Source organism: Streptomyces sp. NPDC002463, assembly GCF_042889835.1.
GTDB lineage: Bacteria > Actinomycetota > Actinomycetes > Streptomycetales > Streptomycetaceae > Streptomyces > Streptomyces nymphaeiformis.
On the sequence record NZ_JBIARL010000026.1, the window covers coordinates 26401 to 42422 of the forward strand.

Here is a 16022-nt window from a genome sequence, read left to right on the forward strand (position 1 = left end):
GGGCGCGTCGGAGCGGGCCGTGGGGGCGGGGAGTCTCCCTTTGGGGAGGACCACCCTGCCGGGAGTGGACACGGAGCGCTTCATTGCGTGAGCGTCGCAAGCGCGTCTGAATGGCCGGTAACGACGACATGTCGTACGGGAATCGGGGGCGGGGCCCTTGTCGGGGCCCCGCCCCCGCTTTGTCTACGCGTGTCCGCCGTGTCCTCCGGCGGCGCCCTCGTCTTCGCTACGGGGGCCGGGCGCGGTCCTCTACGGGTGCCGGGAGCGCAGGACGCGGAAGGCGGCGAACAGCGCTAGGGCGGCGAGGGCGAGCAGGATGCCGGTCTCTATGAGCTGGGTGGGCCAGAAGTGAGAGGCGGGGTGGTAGTCGACGTACTGGCCGGTGACGTGGTGCTGCGTGAGGCAGGCCTGGTAGGCCGTGTTCCAGGCGTCCGGGGCCTGGCTGACGTCGGAGCCGGTCGCGGCCGCCTCCCAGCAGGTGGACTGCTCGAAGCGTGCGCCTTCGCTGGTGACCAGGCCGGTGCCCATCAGGAGGCCGTCCTCCGGGAGGCGGACGAGCGGGCCGGTATAGGTGAGCGCCTTCACAGGGAGGAAGGACCAGCGCAGCGCCCCGAGGGTGAGGGTGACAGCGCCCATGACCAGGCCGGCGGTGGCCATGGCGATCAGGGTGCGGCGGATGAGCAGCCCGAGGAGGGCACCGACGGCGAGGGCGGCGAGGACGTAGGCAGGCAGGACGACGCCGGTGCCTTCGTACGGGCCGCGGTCGCCCCACTGGAGATTCCATGCGTGGGCGACGCGGTCCCAGCCGATCCGGTAGACGCCGATGAGGGCGAGGGTGGTCGCGAGGGCGACGGCGCCGGTGGTGAGGAGCTTGGCGCGGAGCCAGGCGGCGGGGCTCTGCGACTGGGTGAGGGAGAGCCGGTAGGTGCCGGATTCGTACTCGCGGGCGACGAGGGGTCCGGCGACGAAGGCGGCGATGAGCAGGGGGAGGAGGACGAGGCCGCCGTTCGTGTACTCCATGGCCCAGCGGAGCATCGCGTGCCCGGTGTCGTTCGCCGGGATCCAGGTCCCGTCGACGGTGCGCGTGTCGGGGGTCTGTGCGTCCCAGATCCGCAGCCCGCCGATCACGGCGAGGGAGGCGAGGACGCCCGCGACCGCCAGCCACAGCGTCCGCCGGTACTGGCGGAGCGTCACCCAGTAGGGGCCCTTCAGGGCGAGGGTGCTCATGCCGGGGCTCCTTCGGTGGTGCGGAGGTGGGCGAGGAGGAGTTCCTCCAGGGAGGGTTCCGTGGTCTCCCAGGGGCCTTCGACGGGGCCCTCGTGGCGGACCAGGGCGGTGAGCTGACGGCCCGTGGTGCGGGATTCGACGACCGTGTGCGGGGCGAGGTCGGCGATCGGGCCGGCGATCAGGGTGTGGGCGGCGAGGAGTTCGTCGACGGGGCCGTCGAGGCGGACCCGGCCGCTGTGGAGCAGGAGGAGGTGGTCGCAGGCCTCCTCCAGCTCGGTGAGGATGTGCGAGGACATGACGACGGTGGTGCCGTTCTCGGCGGCGTCGGCCATGAGCAGGCCCATCAGCTGGTGGCGGGCGAGCGGGTCGAGGTCGGCCATCGGCTCGTCGAGGAGCAGCAGTTCGGGCCGCTTGCCGAGGGCGAGCGCGAGGGCGACGCGGGTGCGCTGGCCGCCGGAGAGGTGTCGTACGAGCGTGTCGGAGGAGAAGCCGCCGCCGTCGACGATCCGCCGGGCGACGGTGTCGTCCCAGCGCCCCGGGTTGAGCTCCCGGCCCATGCGCAGGGTGTCGGCGACGCTGAGCCGGGGGTGGAGCGGCTTGTCCTGGGCGACGTAGGCGAGGCGCTCGCGGGCCGGGGCCGCGATCGTGCCCTCGGTGGGCCGGAGCAGGCCGGCGGCGAGGGCGAGGAGGGTGGACTTGCCGGCGCCGTTGGGGCCGACGAGGGCGCAGATCCGGCCGGCGGGGAGGGCGAAGTCGCACTCCCGCAGGGCCCAGCCGCGCTTCCTTCCCCCGTACCGCTTGCCCAGGAGTCGGGCCTCCAGGGCGGTGTCCTTCGTCATCGGTCGTCGTCCCCCTCGAAGTGTTCCTTCAGTACGGCGGTGAAGAGCGCGGCCACGTCCTCCCGATCGAGTCCCGCGGCGCGTGCCCGGCGGGCCCAGTCGGTGAGTTCGCCGCGCAGCGGCGAGTCGGCGGGGCCGGTGCCGAGGGTGGCGCGGACGAAGGTGCCGAGGCCGCGGCGGGCCTCGACGAGGCCTTCGCGTTCGAGCTCGCGGTAGGCCTTGAGGACCGTGTTGGGGTTGATGGCCGTCGCTTCGACGACCTCGCGTGCGGTGGGCAGTCGGTCGCCTGGCTCCAGGAGGCCCATTCGGAGGGCCTGCTTCGTCTGCTGGACGATCTGGAGGTAGGTGGCGACGCCGCTGCGCCGGTCGATGCGGTACTCGACCACGATCCCTTCCACCACCCTTTCACTAATCAAGTAGTGAAAGGGTGGTGGAAAGAAGGGGGCGGTGTCAACCGCCCCCTGCCCACCGGGTGTTACGACTCCGTGCGGTACATCAGGTCCACCTCGTGCGTCGTGAAACCGATGCCCTCGTAGACCCGCACCGCCGCCGTGTTGTCCGCGTCCACGTACAGCATCGCCGTCGGCAGGCCCTGTGCCGCCAGGTGCCGGAGACCGATCGCGGTCAGGGCCTTGCCGAGGCCGCCGCCCTGGGCGTCCGGCAGGATGCCGACCACGTACACCTCGCCGAGCTGCTCCTCGGCGTGCGTCTTCGTCCAGTGGAAGCCGATGAGCCGCCCGTCCTTCTCCGCGAGGAAGAAGCCCTTCGGGTCGAACCACGGCTCGGCCATCCGGTCGTCGAGGTCCCGCTGCGTGAGCGAGCCCTGCTCCGGGTGGTGCGCGAAGGCGGCGGCGTTGACGGTGAGCCAGGCCGCGTCGTCCTGCCCGGGAACGAAGGTCCGCACGGTGACGCCCTCGGGCAGCACCGGCTCCGGGATGTCGAGCGGCACCAGGGGGCGGCGCAGCTGGCGCAGCTCGCGGAAGAGCGTCAGGCCGAGGACCTGGGCGAGGTGCCGGGCCGCCGACTTCCCGCCGTGCGCCCAGACCCGCAGTCGCTTGCCGGAGGTGTTGAGCAGCTCGGTGCCGAGCGCCCGGCCGTGGCCGCGGCCCCGGTGGGACGGGTGGACGACGAGCTCGGCGGCCGGGGCCTCGATCGGGTCGGTCTCCTCCAGCTGGGCGTAGCCGTAGAGGTGGGTGCCGACGGTGAGGAGGAGGTGGCGCACGCCCTCGCGCCTGCCGTGCCGCAGGTAGAGCCGCCCCTGCTCGGACACGGCGTGCATGCCGTCGGCCCGGTCGGCGGCCTCAAGGAGATCCAGTACGTCCTGGACCTGCTCGGCCGTGAGCTCGTCATACGTGTGGATCTGCCGTCCCGGTTCGAGGGCCGGCGCCGTGTCGGAAGTCATGGCTACGAGCCTACGGCGACACTTCGTCAGCCATCGGCAACTGTCTTGTAACCAGCCACCCCCTGTTGCGCTACGCGCGTTGACTCTAGGCTGCTCGCGCAACGGGGAGCAGATCAAGGCCGCGAAACGGGGCAAGGGGACTAGGGGAGAGATGGCAGCGACACCGAGGAAGAACAAGACGGCACGGCGAATTCTCGCCGCCGGGGCGGGGATTGCGACCGTCGGGGCGCTCTTCGCCACGATGCCGTCGGCCGGGGCGGCCGGGGACGAGTTCGCCGCCGGGCAGGGGACGAACGGCAAGGGCTGGGGCCGGATGGTCGACGTCCAGCTGCTGTCCTTCAACGACCTGCACGGCAACCTGGAGCCGCCGGCCGGCTCGTCCGGGCAGGTCACCCGGACCAAGGAGGACGGGACGACGGAGAAGATCGACGCCGGTGGTGTCGAGTACCTGGCGACGCACCTGCGCCAGGCCCGTCAGGGGAACCGTTACTCCATCACGGCGGCCGCCGGTGACATGATCGGCGCCTCGCCGCTGCTGTCCGGCCTCTTCCACGACGAGCCGACCATCGAGGCGCTCAACAAGCTGGACCTGGACGTCACCTCGGTCGGCAACCACGAGTTCGACGAGGGCGCGCGCGAGCTGGCCCGCATGCAGGACGGCGGCTGTCACCCGACCGCCGGCTGTTTCGTCGACGGCAAGACCTTCGAGGGCGCCGACTTCCCGTACCTCGCGGCGAACGTGACGGACGAGAAGACCGGCAAGCCGATCCTCGACCCGTACTTCGTCTGGGAGAAGGACGGCGTCAAGATCGGCTTCATCGGCGTGACCCTGGAGGGCACTCCGAACGTCGTCACCGCCGAGGGCGTCAAGGGCCTGAAGTTCGGCGACGAGGTCGAGACGATCAACAAGTACACGAAGATCCTGGAGCGCAAGGGCGTCAAGTCCATCGTCGCCCTGGTCCACGAGGGCGGCATGCCGGCCTCCGCCTCGTACAACTACAACTGCGACGGTGACGGCGACGGTGACGGCGAGGGCGTCTCCGGCGCGATCGTCGACATCGCCAAGAACGTCTCTCCGCAGGTCGACGCACTGGTCACCGGCCACACGCACCAGGCGTACGTGTGCAGCATCCCGGACCCGGCGGGCAACCCGCGCCTGGTCACCTCGGCGTCCTCGTTCGGCAAGCTGTACACGGACACGACGCTGACCTACGACCGCGCCACGAAGGACATCGTGCGCACGGCCGTCGCCTCCGCCAACCACGTCGTCTCGCGCGACGTGCCGAAGGCCGAGGACATCTCCCGGCTGATCTCCGACTGGAAGGCGCTCGCCGCCCCGGTCGCGAACCGGCCGCAGGGCTTCATCGCCGCCGACATCAACGGCCGCGGCTCCACCGCGTACGAGAAGCCGCTCGGCGATGTCATCGCCGACGCGCAGCTGGAGGGCCTGGCCCCGGCGGACAAGGGCGGCGCGCAGCTGGCCCTGATGAACCCGGGAGGCATCCGCGCCGACCTCGTCTACAAGGCGTCCGGCGCCGAGGGCGACGGTGTGGTGACGTACGGGGAGTCCTTCACCGTGCAGCCCTTCACCAACATGATGAACGTGGTCGACCTGACCGGTGCGAACCTCATCACCGCGCTGAAGCAGCAGGTCAGCGGCTCGAACCTGAACTCGATCAAGATCCTTCAGGTGTCGAGGGGCCTGACCTACACGCTCGACATGACGAAGACGGGCGCGGACCGCGTCGTCGACGGAACGATCAAGCTGAACGGTGAGGCGATCGACCCGGCGAAGACCTACCGCGTCGCGATGAACGAGTTCCTCGCGGGCGGCGGCGACGGCTTCGCGGCCCTGGCCACCGGCACGAACAAGCTGGTCGGCGCGTCGGACCTGGACGTCTTCAACGCCTACCTGGCGGGCCACTCCTCGGCGGCCAACCCGCTGCCGGTCCCGGCCGCGGACCGCATCACGGTCGTGAAGTAACTCCCGGCAGCTCCTGAGAGGGGGCGGCGGACCGCTTCGGCGGTGCGTCGCCCCCTCTGTCGTGTGCACGCACTCTGGTGGTGTTGTTGTGGACCTGTCATAGTCCCGGTCCATGGACCGACGACGATTCCTCACGGGGGCCGCGGCCGCCGGAGCCGCACTGCTCGTGGGAGCCCCCGACGCCTCAGCCGTGGACGTGCGCGCGTGGATGGCGGCGCACGGGGACGGGACCGATCTGTGGCGGCTCACCATCCCCGGGACGCACGACTCGGGCGCCCGGTACGGCGGGGCCTGGAGCGAGTGCCAGAACACCTCGATCGCCCAGCAGCTGGACAGCGGCATCCGGTTCCTGGACGTGCGGTGCCGGGTGACCGGCGGGTCCTTCGCCATCCACCACGGGGCCTCCTACCAGAACATGATGTTCGGGGACGTCCTCGTCGCCTGCCGGGACTTCCTCGCCGCGCATCCCTCCGAGACCGTCCTCATGCGGGTCAAGCAGGAGTACTCCGAGGAGTCGGACGCCACCTTCCGCGCCGTCTTCGACGACTACCTCGACGGGAGGGGATGGCGTTCGCTCTTCCGGATCGGCGGATCCCTGCCCCTCCTCGGCGAGGCGCGCGGGCGGGTCGTGCTCCTCGCCGACAACGCCGGGCTTCCCGGGCTGCGGTGGGCCGACCCCGGCGTCTTCTCCGTCCAGGACGACTGGAACGCCCTGCCCGACGCCAAGTACCCCAAGATCCAGGCCCAGTTCCGCGCCGCCGTCACCCAGCCCGGCCGGCTCTACGTGAACTTCGTCAGCACCTCCGCGTACCTGCCGCCCCGCTGGAACTCCGACCGGCTGAACCCGTGGGTGCACGGGTTCGTGGACAGCGCCGAGCTGGCCGGGAGGACCGGGCTCGGCATCGTGCCCCTGGACTTCCCCAACACCCGGGCCGGGCTCGTCGAGGCGCTCCTCCGGCACAACTGAGGGCGCCGGGCAATTCGCTGGCGCCGCCCCCGCCCCCGTACGACCATGCCCGCATGGAGACCAGCGAGACCGACGTACGGCGGTGGACCGCCTCTACCGTCCACACCGACATGTGGGCCGACCCCGACGACGACCCCCGCCAGGGCGGCGGCGCGGCGGTGACCGACGAGCGCGGCGCGCTCCTCGACGCGCTGCGTCACTTCCGGCTCACCCTGGAGCTGAAGTGCGAGGGCCTGGACGCCGAGCAGCTGGCCCGCCGTTCCGTACCGCCCTCCGCCATGTCCCTCCTCGGCCTCATCCGGCACATGGCCGAGGACGAACGCCACTTCCGCCGCCTCGCCGGCGTGGAGTCGCCCCGGATCTACCGCACCCCGGACGACCGCGAGGCCGACTGGACCGGCGCCGTCGCCGACCCGGCCGTCGTCGCCGACGCCCGGCGCCGCTGGAAGGAGGAGGCGGAGGCCACCGACCGCTTCATCGCAGCCGCCCCCGACCTCGGCGCCCCGATCGCCGACGGCGGACAGCTGCGCGAACTCCTCACCATGCAGATCACCGAGTACGCCCGCCACTGCGGCCACGCCGACCTCCTCCGCGAGCGCGTCGACGGGCGCGTGGGCCAGTAGGCGCCCTCAGGCCGTGACGTCCGGCGGTGGCGTCGGTGCTCCCGGCAGGCGCAGTCTCGCCACCGTGCCGCCGCCCTCCGCCGGTTCCAGGGACACCGTGCCGCCCGCCTGCTGCACCGTGCGCGCCACGATCGACAGGCCCAGGCCCGAGCCCGGGAGGCTGCGGGCCGACGGGGAGCGCCAGAAGCGGTCGAAGACGTGCGGGAGCTCGTCCGGGGCGATGCCGGGGCCGTGGTCGCGGACGGTCAGCTCGCCCCGCATCAGGGTCACCTCGACCGTGCCCCGGGGCGGCGAGAACTTCACCGCGTTGTCCAGGACGTTCACCAGGGCCCGTTCCAGCGCCGGCGTCTCCGCCCGTACGTACCAGGGCGCGAGGTCCGTGTCGAAGGTGAGCTCCGGGCCGCGCAGCCGCGCCCGGTCCAGGGCCGTCCGCAGGATCGCGTGGAGCGGGACCACCTCGAGCGGGTGGCCCTGCTGCACCGCGTCCGGGCGGGCCAGCTCCTGGAGGTCGCCGATCAGCGCGGCCAGCTCCGTCATCTGCGCCTTCACCGAGGCCATCAGCGCCCGACGGTCGTCCGGCGGGATCGCCCGGCCGGTCTCCTCGCTGCGCGCGAGGAGTTCGACGTTCGTACGGAGGGAGGTCAGCGGCGTCCGCAGTTCGTGGCCCGCGTCCGCGATGAGCTGTGCCTGCCGGTCCCGGGAGCTCGCGAGCGCCGCCGTCATCGCGTTGAAGGAGCGGGACAGGCGGGCGATCTCGTCCTCGCCCTCCACCGGGATCCGGACGGTGAGGTCCTCGGTCGCGGCGACGTGCTCGACCGCGTCGGTCAGCCGGTTCACCGGTTCGAGGCCGGTCCGCGCGACCCACAGTCCGGCCGCGCCCGCACCGACGACGCCGATCCCGGAGACCAGGAGCAGCACCCAGCGGAGCGTGGACATCGAGTTGTCGATCTCGGAGAGCGGGCGGGCGACGGAGACCGCGATGCCGACGGGGCCGTCCTGCGGGTAGGTGTAGACCCGCATCTCGCGGCCGGAGTCGTCCTTCACCGTGCGCAGCACGTCGTCGAGCTGCCCGCGTGCCACCCCGAGTTCGCCGGTCCCGGCGGGGATCGCGGCCTCGCCCGAGGTGCACACGCTGCCGTCGGCGAGGACGACCTGCACGGTGTACGAGCCCGCGAGCGGCGGCGGCGTCGCGCCCTGGCGGCACAGCGCGAGCAGGCTCTGCACGCCGTTCGTGTCCAGGCGGGTGCTGCGCAGCGAGGAGTCCAGCTCGGCCTCCAGCTGCACCCGCGTCACGAACCAGCAGGCCGCCGACACCGCCGCCACCGCCACCGCCACGGCGAACGCGGTGAGCAGCGCGAGCCGTGACCGCAGCGGGCGGGAGCGGAACCAGGCCACGGGTCCGGTCATTCCCCGCCTCCTCCGCGCAGCGCGTAGCCCACGCCCCGGACGGTGTGGACGAGGCGCGGCTCGCCGCCGGCCTCGGTCTTGCGCCGCAGATACATCACGTACACGTCCAGCGAGTTGGAACTGGGCTCGAAGTCGAAGCCCCACACGGCCTTCAGGATCTGCTCCCGGGTGAGGACCTGGCGCGGGTGCGCGAGGAACATCTCCAGGAGGGTGAACTCGGTGCGCGTCAGCTCCACGGTCCGCCCGCCGCGGGTCACCTCGCGCGTGGCCAGGTTCATCCGCAGGTCCTCGAAGGCGAGGACGTCCTCCGCGGCGGGCGCGGCGGCGGACGCCGAGGCGTAGGAGCTGCGGCGGAGCAGGGCGCGGATGCGGGCGAACAGCTCGTCCAGCTCGAAGGGCTTCACGAGGTAGTCGTCGGCGCCGGCGTCGAGGCCGGTGACGCGGTCGCCGACGGTGTCGCGGGCGGTGAGCATCAGGATCGGCACGGTCGAGCCGGAGGCCCGGATCCGGCGGGCCGCCGTCAGCCCGTCCATGCGGGGCATCTGGACGTCGAGGACGACGAGATCGGGGGCGTACGACTCCATCGCGGCGAGCGCGTCGAGTCCGTCGACGGCGTCCCGCGTCGCGTATCCCTCGAAGGCGAGGCTGCGGCGCAGGGCCTCCCGCACGGCGGGCTCGTCGTCGACGATGAGGATGCGCTCGGCTTCGTTCTGCTGTCCCGGCAAGGGCTGTCCCGTCATGGGGTCAGCGTCCCACGTGCTCAGTTGCCGCCGCCCGAGCGGAGGCTGTCGAGGTCGGCCTTCACCGTGTCGACCGGGATCGCGAATCCGAGACCGACGCTTCCGGCGGTGGAACCGTTCGAAGAACTGGGCGAATACATGGCCGAATTGATTCCGATGATCTCGCCGTTCATATTGATCAGCGCGCCGCCGGAATTCCCCGGATTGAGCGAGGCGTCGGTCTGGATCGCCTTGTACGTGGTCTTCGACGAGCCGGTGTCGCCGTTGAACTGCTGCCCGCCGAACTCGAACGGCCAGCCCTGCTGCGGGTCCCACTGCTGCTGTTCCTGCTGCTGCCCCTGGCCACCGTCCTCCTTCGCGACGGTCACGTCCCGGTCGAGCGCGGAGACGATGCCGCTCGTGACGGTGCCGGTGAGGCCCTCGGGGGAGCCGATCGCGACGACCTCGTCGCCGACCTTCAGCTTCGAGGAGTCGCCGAGCGTGGCGGCCTTGAGCCCGGAGGCGCCCTGGAGCTTGATCAGGGCGAGGTCCTTGTCGGGGTCCGTGCCGACGACCTGCGCCCGGTACGTCTTGCCGTCACTGAGCTGCACGGTGACCTGGGAGGCACCGGAGACGACGTGGTTGTTGGTGACGATCTCGCCGTCGGAGGTGATGATCACGCCCGAGCCGGTGGACTTGCCGGAGTTCGAGGTCGCGGAGATCTCCACGATGGAGGGGGAGACCGCCTCGGCGACCCCGGCGACCGTGCCCTTGGTGCCGGTGGAGACGTTGGTGCCGCTCACGACGGGGGCGGAGGCGCTCACCGCGGGGTCGGAGACGAGCTGCTGCACCAGCGTCGCCGTGCCGCCGCCGACCGCCGCGGCCGCGATGGCCACGGCCGCCATGAGCCCGACCCCGCGCTTGGCGCGGCGGCGGGGAGAGGGGACGGGAGCGGGGACGGCGGCGACGAGCGTCGGGTCCACCGGCGGCGGGGTGTGCCCGCCAGAGGGCCAGACGGTCGTGCCCGGCTCGGTGGTGATCGGCTGGGGCCGCTCGTACGGGCCCTGCGGGCCCTGGGGGGCCTGCACCGGCTCGTACGGCGGCCTCGGCGGGTAGTACGGCTGCTGCTGTGGCTGCTGCTCCTGGGAGTCCGTCATGGCTATGACTCTCGGATCCGTACATGAGAGCCGTCTGAGGACCGGCTGAGAAGCCCGACAGAACCCTGTATGTCCCGTATAAAGACGGGCCCGGCGGTCCTACTCGTGGCAGCCGCAGGAGCGGCGGACGATCAGGGCCGACGGGAACAGCTTCACGCGCTCGCGGCGCGAGCCCGCCACGCGGATCGAGTCGTCGAGGACCAGGTCCACGGCCGCGCGGGCCATCGCGGGGCGGTCCGAGGAGACCGTGGTCAGCGGCGGGTCGGTGAGCGCCGCCTCCTTCACGTCGTCGAAGCCCGCGACCGCCAGCTCCGTCGGCACCTCGATGCGCAGCTCGCGGGCGGCCCGCAGGACGCCGAAGGCCTGGTCGTCGGTGGAGCAGAAGATGGCCGGCGGCCTGTCGGGGCCGGCGAGCAGCTTGAGGGCGACCTGGTAGGCGTCGTACCGGTTGTACGGGGCCTCGAAGAGCCGGCCCTCGGTCGGGAGGCCCGCCTCCTGCATGGCGCGCCGCCAGCCCTCGACGTGGTCGGCGACCGGGTCGCCGACGGCCGGGGTGTTCGGCACGCCGCCGAGGCACGCCACGTACGGGTGGCCGTGCTCCAGGAGGTGCCGGGTGGCGAGCTGGGCGCCGCCGATGTCGTCGGTGACGACGGCCACGTCGTCGATCGCCTCGGGCCGCTCGTGCAGCAGCACCACGCGCGCGTCCCAGGCCTCGATCTCGCTGGCGGCCTGCTCGCTCATGCCCTGGCTGACCAGGATCAGTCCGGAGACCCGCATCCCGAGGAAGGCCCGCAGGTAGTGGACCTCGCGCTCGGTCCGGTAGTCGGAGTTGCCGACGAGGACCATCTTCCCGCGCTCGGCGGCGGCCTGTTCGACCGCGTGCGCCATCTCGCCGAAGAACGGCTGCCGCGCGTCGGGGACGATCATGCCTATGAGGTCCGTGCGCCGTGAGGCCATCGCCTGCGCCACCCGGTCGGGCCGGTAGCCCAGCTCCTTGATGGCGGCGAGGACACGCTCGCGCGTGGCCGGGGCGACCGGCCGGGGTCCGTTGTTGATGACGTAGCTCACGACCGCGGTAGAAGTACCTGCAAGTCGCGCTACGTCATCCCGCGTCACCTTGGCCACGCGCGGCAGTCTACGCGGGGGGACCTACCTACCGGCAGGTCGCACTGTGGCATCTGCCACGTTCCTGTCCTCCGGGAGGGTGATGAGCTCCGTGTCGTCCTTGACGCGCGCGCCCGCGCGGGCCTTCTCCCGGTCGCGAGTGCTCTCCGTCTTGGCCCGGACCTCCTCGGCCGCCCGCTCGACCTTCTCGGGCGTGACGAAGCGGTAGCCGACGTTGCGGACGGTGCCGATGAGCGACTCGTGCTCGGGGCCGAGCTTGGCCCGCAGCCGCCGCACGTGGACGTCGACCGTGCGGGTGCCGCCGAAGTAGTCGTACCCCCACACCTCCTGGAGGAGCTGGGCGCGCGTGAAGACCCGGCCCGGGTGCTGGGCCAGGTACTTGAGCAGCTCGAACTCCTTGAAGGTCAGGTCCAGGACCCGGCCCTTGAGCTTCGCGCTGTACGTCGCCTCGTCCACCGACAGGTCGCCGTTGCGGATCTCCATCGGGGAGTCGTCCGCGACGATCTGCTGGCGGCCCATCGCGAGCCGGAGCCGCGCCTCGACCTCGGCGGGGCCCGCCGTGTCGAGGAGGACGTCGTCGATGCCCCAGTCGGCGGTGACGGCCGCGAGACCGCCCTCCGTGACGACGAGGATCAGCGGACAGCCGGGCCCGGTGGAGCGCAGCAGCTGGCAGAGCGAGCGCACCTGCGGGAGGTCGCGCCGGCCGTCGACGAGGATCACGTCCGCGCCGGGGGTGTCCACGAGGGCCGGGCCCTCGGCCGGGGCGACCCGGACGTTGTGCAGCAGCAGGCCGAGGGCGGGAAGCACCTCGGTCGACGGCTGGAGGGCGTTCGTCAGGAGCAGCAGAGAACTCATCGCGCCACCCCTGCCTCGATCGCCGTCGATCCGCCGTGCGCCGATGCCTCGTGCGCCGATGCCTCGTGCGTCGATCCTTCGTGCGTCGTCGTTCGCTCGTCCATGACGTCGGTTCCTCCTCGGTCCCTGCGAGGACGTCTATGTGTGCTCACGTGTGGCTCTCTCGCGCCCTGAGAGCTTTTGTTCATCCGTCCGTAACAACGGTCGGAAAACACAAAAGGACCCGGGGGCTGCGTCGCCCGGATCCTCTGGCAAGCAGAATAGCCCACATGAGTTCCGAGGCAGAGGGCCGATTTCACATGGTGGATGTTTCCTCGCTCACTTCCCGACCTTTGCGGTCCATGCTGCGTACCGAAGACGGTGTCCGGATCGAGGCGGTTTACGAACCCTCACGGGCAAGTGTCACCGATACGGCGGTCGTCCTCGCCCACGGCTTCACCGGGGCGGCCGACCGGCCCGCCGTCCGGCGCGCCGCCGGCGCCCTCGCGCAGCGCGGCGCGGCCGTCGTCACCTTCTCCTTCCGCGGCCACGGCCGCTCCGGCGGCCGCTCCACCGTCGGCGACCGCGAGGTCCTCGACCTGTCCGCCGCCGTCCGCTGGGCCCGTGAGCTCGGCCACGCGCGCGTGGCGACCCTCGGCTTCTCCATGGGCGGCTCCGTGGTCCTGCGGCACGCGGCCCTGGAGCGCGGCACGGAGGGCAGCGCCGACGCGGTGGCCGCCGTGTCCGCGCCCGCCCGCTGGTACTACCGCGGGACGGCACCGATGCGCCGCGTCCACTGGGTGGTCACCCGGCCGGCGGGCCGCCTCGTCGGGCGGTACGGACTCGGCACCCGGATCGACAGCAGGGCCTGGGACCCGGTGCCGCTGTCCCCCGTGGAGGCGGTCCCGCTGATCGCGCCGACCCCCCTGCTGATCGTCCACGGCGACCGCGACGCCTACTTCCCGCTCGACCACCCGCGCATGCTGGCCGCCGCGGGCGACGCGGAGCTCTGGCTGGAGCGGGGCATGGGCCACGCCGAGAACGCGGCCGACGAGAAGCTCCTCGCCCGCCTGGGGGACTGGCTCATGCGCGCATAGCCCATGATGGGGGGCGGCGCGCACACGAACGAAGGGAGCGCCGCTATGGCAGCGGGAACCATCCGCTACTGGGCCGCGGCCAAGGCGGCCGCCGGTGTCGCCGAGGAGCCGTACGACGCCGGGACCCTCGCCGAGGCCCTCGACGCGGCCCGCGCGCAGCACCCGGGCGAGCTCGTCCAGGTCCTCAAGCGGTGCTCGTTCCTGGTCGACGGCGACCCCGTCGGGACCCGGAGCCATGAGACGGTACGGCTTGCCGAGGGCGGCACGGTCGAGGTGCTCCCCCCGTTCGCAGGAGGGTGAACCCCACAGCAATGAGCAACGACCAGTACTACGGCGGGCAGCAGTACGAGCCGTACGCCGACGCCAACGCGAACGGGCCGCAGAACCCTGCCGACGTCACCCAGACGTGGGAGGGCCAGACCTGGGACACCACGTACCAGCCGGCCGTCTCGTACGACCAGATCCAGGCGGCACGGGCGCAGGCCCAGGCTCCCGTGAGTCACGAGCAGCCGCACCCGCAGCCCCACCAGCAGCCGTACGAGCAGCAGGCGTACCCGCAGCAGCCGTACGAGCAGTACCCGTCGCAGGGAGGCGCGCCCGCCGCGTACCACGCGGAGCCGGTCGCCGAGCCCGCGCCCGCCCCCGTCCCGGCGCCCGCTCCGGTGGCCGACGGCGGGCCCGCGTACTCCTCGCCCACCACCTCGGGGAACGTCCGTCTCACCGACGCCCAGCGCGCCCGTGCCGAGGGCCGCTCGCCGGTGATCGAGCCCGGCATGCAGCCCGCCGCCCTCACCGCCGTCCTCGGACTGCTGCTCGCGGGCGGTGCCTCGCTCGGCTCGTACGGGCTCCTCGTCCCGCTCGTGCTGCTCCAGGGCCTCACCGCCGCCGGCTGGTTCCGGCTCAACGGCATGTGGCCGGCCCGGCAGGGCATCGCCCTGGCCTTCCTCGGCGGCCTCGTCGCCGACGCCGCCCTGCTCGCCACCGGCCGGGAGCACGCGGCCGCCGCGATCCTGGGCACGCTCGGCGTCTGGGTGCTGCTCTGCCTCGTCCTCCAGCTGCGCAGCCACGCCGACCCCGACGAGCGCATGTACGGCCTGATGGCCACCATCGCCTCCGCCGCCCTGACCGTCGTCGCCACCGGGCACCTCGGCGCCGCCCCGGACGCGGTGGTCGTCGGCGGGGCCGCGGTCGCCGCCGCCGTCCTCGCCCGGGCGCTGCCGCTGCCCGGACCGGTCTCGCTGATCGCCGCCCTGCTCGCCGCGGCGGGCGCCGGGATCGCGGCCGGCGGCCTCACCGACCTGGGCACCTCCGGCGCGCTCCTCGGCCTCGGCGCCGGGGTCTGCGCGCTGATCGGCCTGCGGGTGGCCAGCTACGACTACCCGTCGCGGTTCGTCCACATGACCGCGGGCGTCGCGCTGCCGCTGACCGCCGCCGCGCCCGCCGTCTACCTGCTCGGCCGGGCCCTGGCCTGACCTGCGGCTCGTCCCGGACACGGGAACCAACCGGCCCCCCGACACGTCGATCTTCGTGTCGGGGGGCCGTGACGTTTCACGGGATCCGTCACGGGAACCGCCACAGGAACCACTACGGGGGGACGCACAGCCCATGCGAGCACTGCGGATTCTGTTGATCGTGGCCGTCGTGCTGGGCGGGATCCTCGTCGGGATCGACCGGCTGGCCGTGTCGTACGCCGAGTCGGAGGCGTCGAGCCGGGTGAAGCTGTCCGCCTCGACCAGCGACTCGATCGACGTCGACATCAAGGGCTTCCCGTTCCTCACCCAGGTCCTGGACAAGCGGTTCGACGAGGTCGAGGTGACGGCGACCGGCGTGAAGGCGCAGGCCGGCGACAAGGACGTCCGGGTCGGCGAGCTGACCGCGACCCTCCGGGACGTGACCGTGACCGGCGACTGGGCCGGCGCGAAGGCGGGCTCGGCGAGCGGCACGGCCCTCATCTCGTACGCGGACCTCACCGCCGCCTCCGACCGCGAGGCGACCGTCGCCTACGGCGGGAACGGCAAGGTGAAGGTCACCGGCAGCGTGAAGATCCTCGGCCGCAGCCTGACCCGTTCGGTCCTGTCCACGGTCACCGTCGTGAACGGCGACACCATCCGGGTCCGCGCCGACGAGGTGCCGGGCGCGGGTATTCCGGGCGTCGAGGACCTGGTCCGCGCGCGCACCGACTTCGAGCGCCCGATCGGCATGATCGCCGGGATGAAGGTGGAGAAGGTCGAGCCGCGCCCGGACGGCCTCGCGGTCACCGTGACCGGCAAGGACGTCGTCCTGGCGGGCTGACGGGGGCCTTTGGTCACATGGTGAGACATGGTCGTCCGATCCGCAGATGGTGAACCGGACACCTCGGTCCGGAGACGTCCGAAGGCCGCCCGTGACGTGATCACGTCTCGCATCTCGGACGATCGCGTCTCAAAATACGACACACCGGTGACACGGCCGCCTGTCCGTCCCTACGATCGAGGGCATGAAGCGACAGGCGGATCTCACGAAGCGGCGGGCAGTAGACCTGTGCCGCGTCGCCGCCATGCTCTGTCCTTCAGTCTGAGCGGGACGCCAACTCCCGTATCCCTCAGGCCTGTCGACTGACGTCGGGGCCGCCCCTGTGCAGAGCCGTACGCACGTCCGCTGT

General features: G+C 72.1%; 17 protein-coding genes. 8 read left to right on the forward strand and 9 right to left on the reverse strand.

Annotated elements, in window-relative coordinates:
* Positions 1-249 precede the first annotated feature (249 nt).
* The 4 genes from ACFYX3_RS36085 to mshD form a co-directional block, all read right to left on the reverse strand.
* Positions 250-1227, reverse strand: coding sequence for an ABC transporter permease (locus ACFYX3_RS36085; RefSeq protein ID WP_389023028.1), 978 nt, complete (start codon positions 1225-1227; stop codon positions 250-252).
* Positions 1224-2066, reverse strand: coding sequence for an ABC transporter ATP-binding protein (locus ACFYX3_RS36090; protein WP_389023032.1), 843 nt, complete (start codon positions 2064-2066; stop codon positions 1224-1226). Before ACFYX3_RS36090 ends, ACFYX3_RS36085 begins: the two co-directional genes overlap by 4 nt.
* Entirely contained in the window at positions 2063-2452 is a 390-nt protein-coding gene (locus ACFYX3_RS36095) for a GntR family transcriptional regulator (RefSeq protein ID WP_382661969.1), read from the reverse strand. The genes ACFYX3_RS36090 and ACFYX3_RS36095 overlap by 4 nt, the downstream gene beginning before the upstream one ends.
* Before the next feature lie 89 nt (positions 2453-2541).
* On the reverse strand, positions 2542-3468 hold the full coding sequence (gene mshD / locus ACFYX3_RS36100; protein WP_389023036.1) for a mycothiol synthase: 927 nt from the start codon (positions 3466-3468) through the stop codon (positions 2542-2544).
* A 151-nt stretch (positions 3469-3619) separates the two neighbouring features.
* Here mshD and ACFYX3_RS36105 point away from each other — a divergent pair, with 151 nt between their 5' ends.
* From ACFYX3_RS36105 to ACFYX3_RS36115, 3 genes are all read left to right on the forward strand, one after another.
* On the forward strand, positions 3620-5452 hold the full coding sequence (locus tag ACFYX3_RS36105) for a bifunctional metallophosphatase/5'-nucleotidase (RefSeq protein ID WP_389023040.1): 1833 nt from the start codon (positions 3620-3622) through the stop codon (positions 5450-5452).
* Between the two features lie 112 nt (positions 5453-5564).
* Positions 5565-6419, forward strand: a complete 855-nt coding sequence (locus tag ACFYX3_RS36110; RefSeq protein WP_389023043.1) for a phosphatidylinositol-specific phospholipase C — start codon at positions 5565-5567, stop codon at positions 6417-6419.
* Between the two features lie 53 nt (positions 6420-6472).
* The gene (locus tag ACFYX3_RS36115) at positions 6473-7042 is read left to right on the forward strand and encodes a DUF664 domain-containing protein (RefSeq protein ID WP_376593955.1); all 570 of its coding nucleotides are present in this window, start codon (positions 6473-6475) and stop codon (positions 7040-7042) included.
* Between the two features lie 6 nt (positions 7043-7048).
* Here ACFYX3_RS36115 and ACFYX3_RS36120 read toward each other — a convergent pair whose 3' ends face one another.
* From ACFYX3_RS36120 to ACFYX3_RS36140, 5 genes are all read right to left on the reverse strand, one after another.
* Positions 7049-8449 (reverse strand): sensor histidine kinase, encoded by a 1401-nt coding sequence (locus ACFYX3_RS36120; RefSeq protein ID WP_389023048.1) that lies wholly within the window; start codon positions 8447-8449, stop codon positions 7049-7051.
* Positions 8446-9189 carry a response regulator transcription factor gene (locus tag ACFYX3_RS36125; RefSeq protein WP_181924564.1) on the reverse strand — a complete coding sequence of 248 codons (744 nt, stop codon included), beginning with the start codon at positions 9187-9189 and terminating at the stop codon, positions 8446-8448. The genes ACFYX3_RS36120 and ACFYX3_RS36125 overlap by 4 nt, the downstream gene beginning before the upstream one ends.
* A gap of 20 nt (positions 9190-9209) precedes the next feature.
* On the reverse strand, positions 9210-10325 hold the full coding sequence (locus ACFYX3_RS36130) for a S1C family serine protease (RefSeq protein WP_389023052.1): 1116 nt from the start codon (positions 10323-10325) through the stop codon (positions 9210-9212).
* A gap of 99 nt (positions 10326-10424) precedes the next feature.
* Complete coding sequence (locus ACFYX3_RS36135) at positions 10425-11450, reverse strand: LacI family DNA-binding transcriptional regulator (protein WP_116159756.1); 1026 nt, start codon at positions 11448-11450, stop codon at positions 10425-10427.
* 24 nt (positions 11451-11474) lie between these two features.
* Positions 11475-12305, reverse strand: coding sequence for a response regulator transcription factor (locus ACFYX3_RS36140; RefSeq protein ID WP_376593951.1), 831 nt, complete (start codon positions 12303-12305; stop codon positions 11475-11477).
* Positions 12306-12574: 269 nt separating this feature from the next.
* Between ACFYX3_RS36140 and ACFYX3_RS36145 the strand changes: the two genes are divergently transcribed.
* From ACFYX3_RS36145 to ACFYX3_RS36165, 5 genes are all read left to right on the forward strand, one after another.
* Complete coding sequence (locus tag ACFYX3_RS36145; protein ID WP_389023058.1) at positions 12575-13381, forward strand: alpha/beta hydrolase; 807 nt, start codon at positions 12575-12577, stop codon at positions 13379-13381.
* Between the two features lie 45 nt (positions 13382-13426).
* Positions 13427-13681 carry a MoaD/ThiS family protein gene (locus ACFYX3_RS36150; RefSeq protein WP_116159753.1) on the forward strand — a complete coding sequence of 85 codons (255 nt, stop codon included), beginning with the start codon at positions 13427-13429 and terminating at the stop codon, positions 13679-13681.
* Between the two features lie 11 nt (positions 13682-13692).
* Positions 13693-14853, forward strand: a complete 1161-nt coding sequence (locus ACFYX3_RS36155; protein WP_389023063.1) for a hypothetical protein — start codon at positions 13693-13695, stop codon at positions 14851-14853.
* 133 nt (positions 14854-14986) lie between these two features.
* Positions 14987-15673, forward strand: coding sequence for a DUF2993 domain-containing protein (locus tag ACFYX3_RS36160; protein ID WP_382661840.1), 687 nt, complete (start codon positions 14987-14989; stop codon positions 15671-15673).
* Between the two features lie 184 nt (positions 15674-15857).
* Positions 15858-15938, forward strand: a complete 81-nt coding sequence (locus tag ACFYX3_RS36165; RefSeq protein WP_352029015.1) for a putative leader peptide — start codon at positions 15858-15860, stop codon at positions 15936-15938.
* Positions 15939-16022 lie beyond the last annotated feature (84 nt).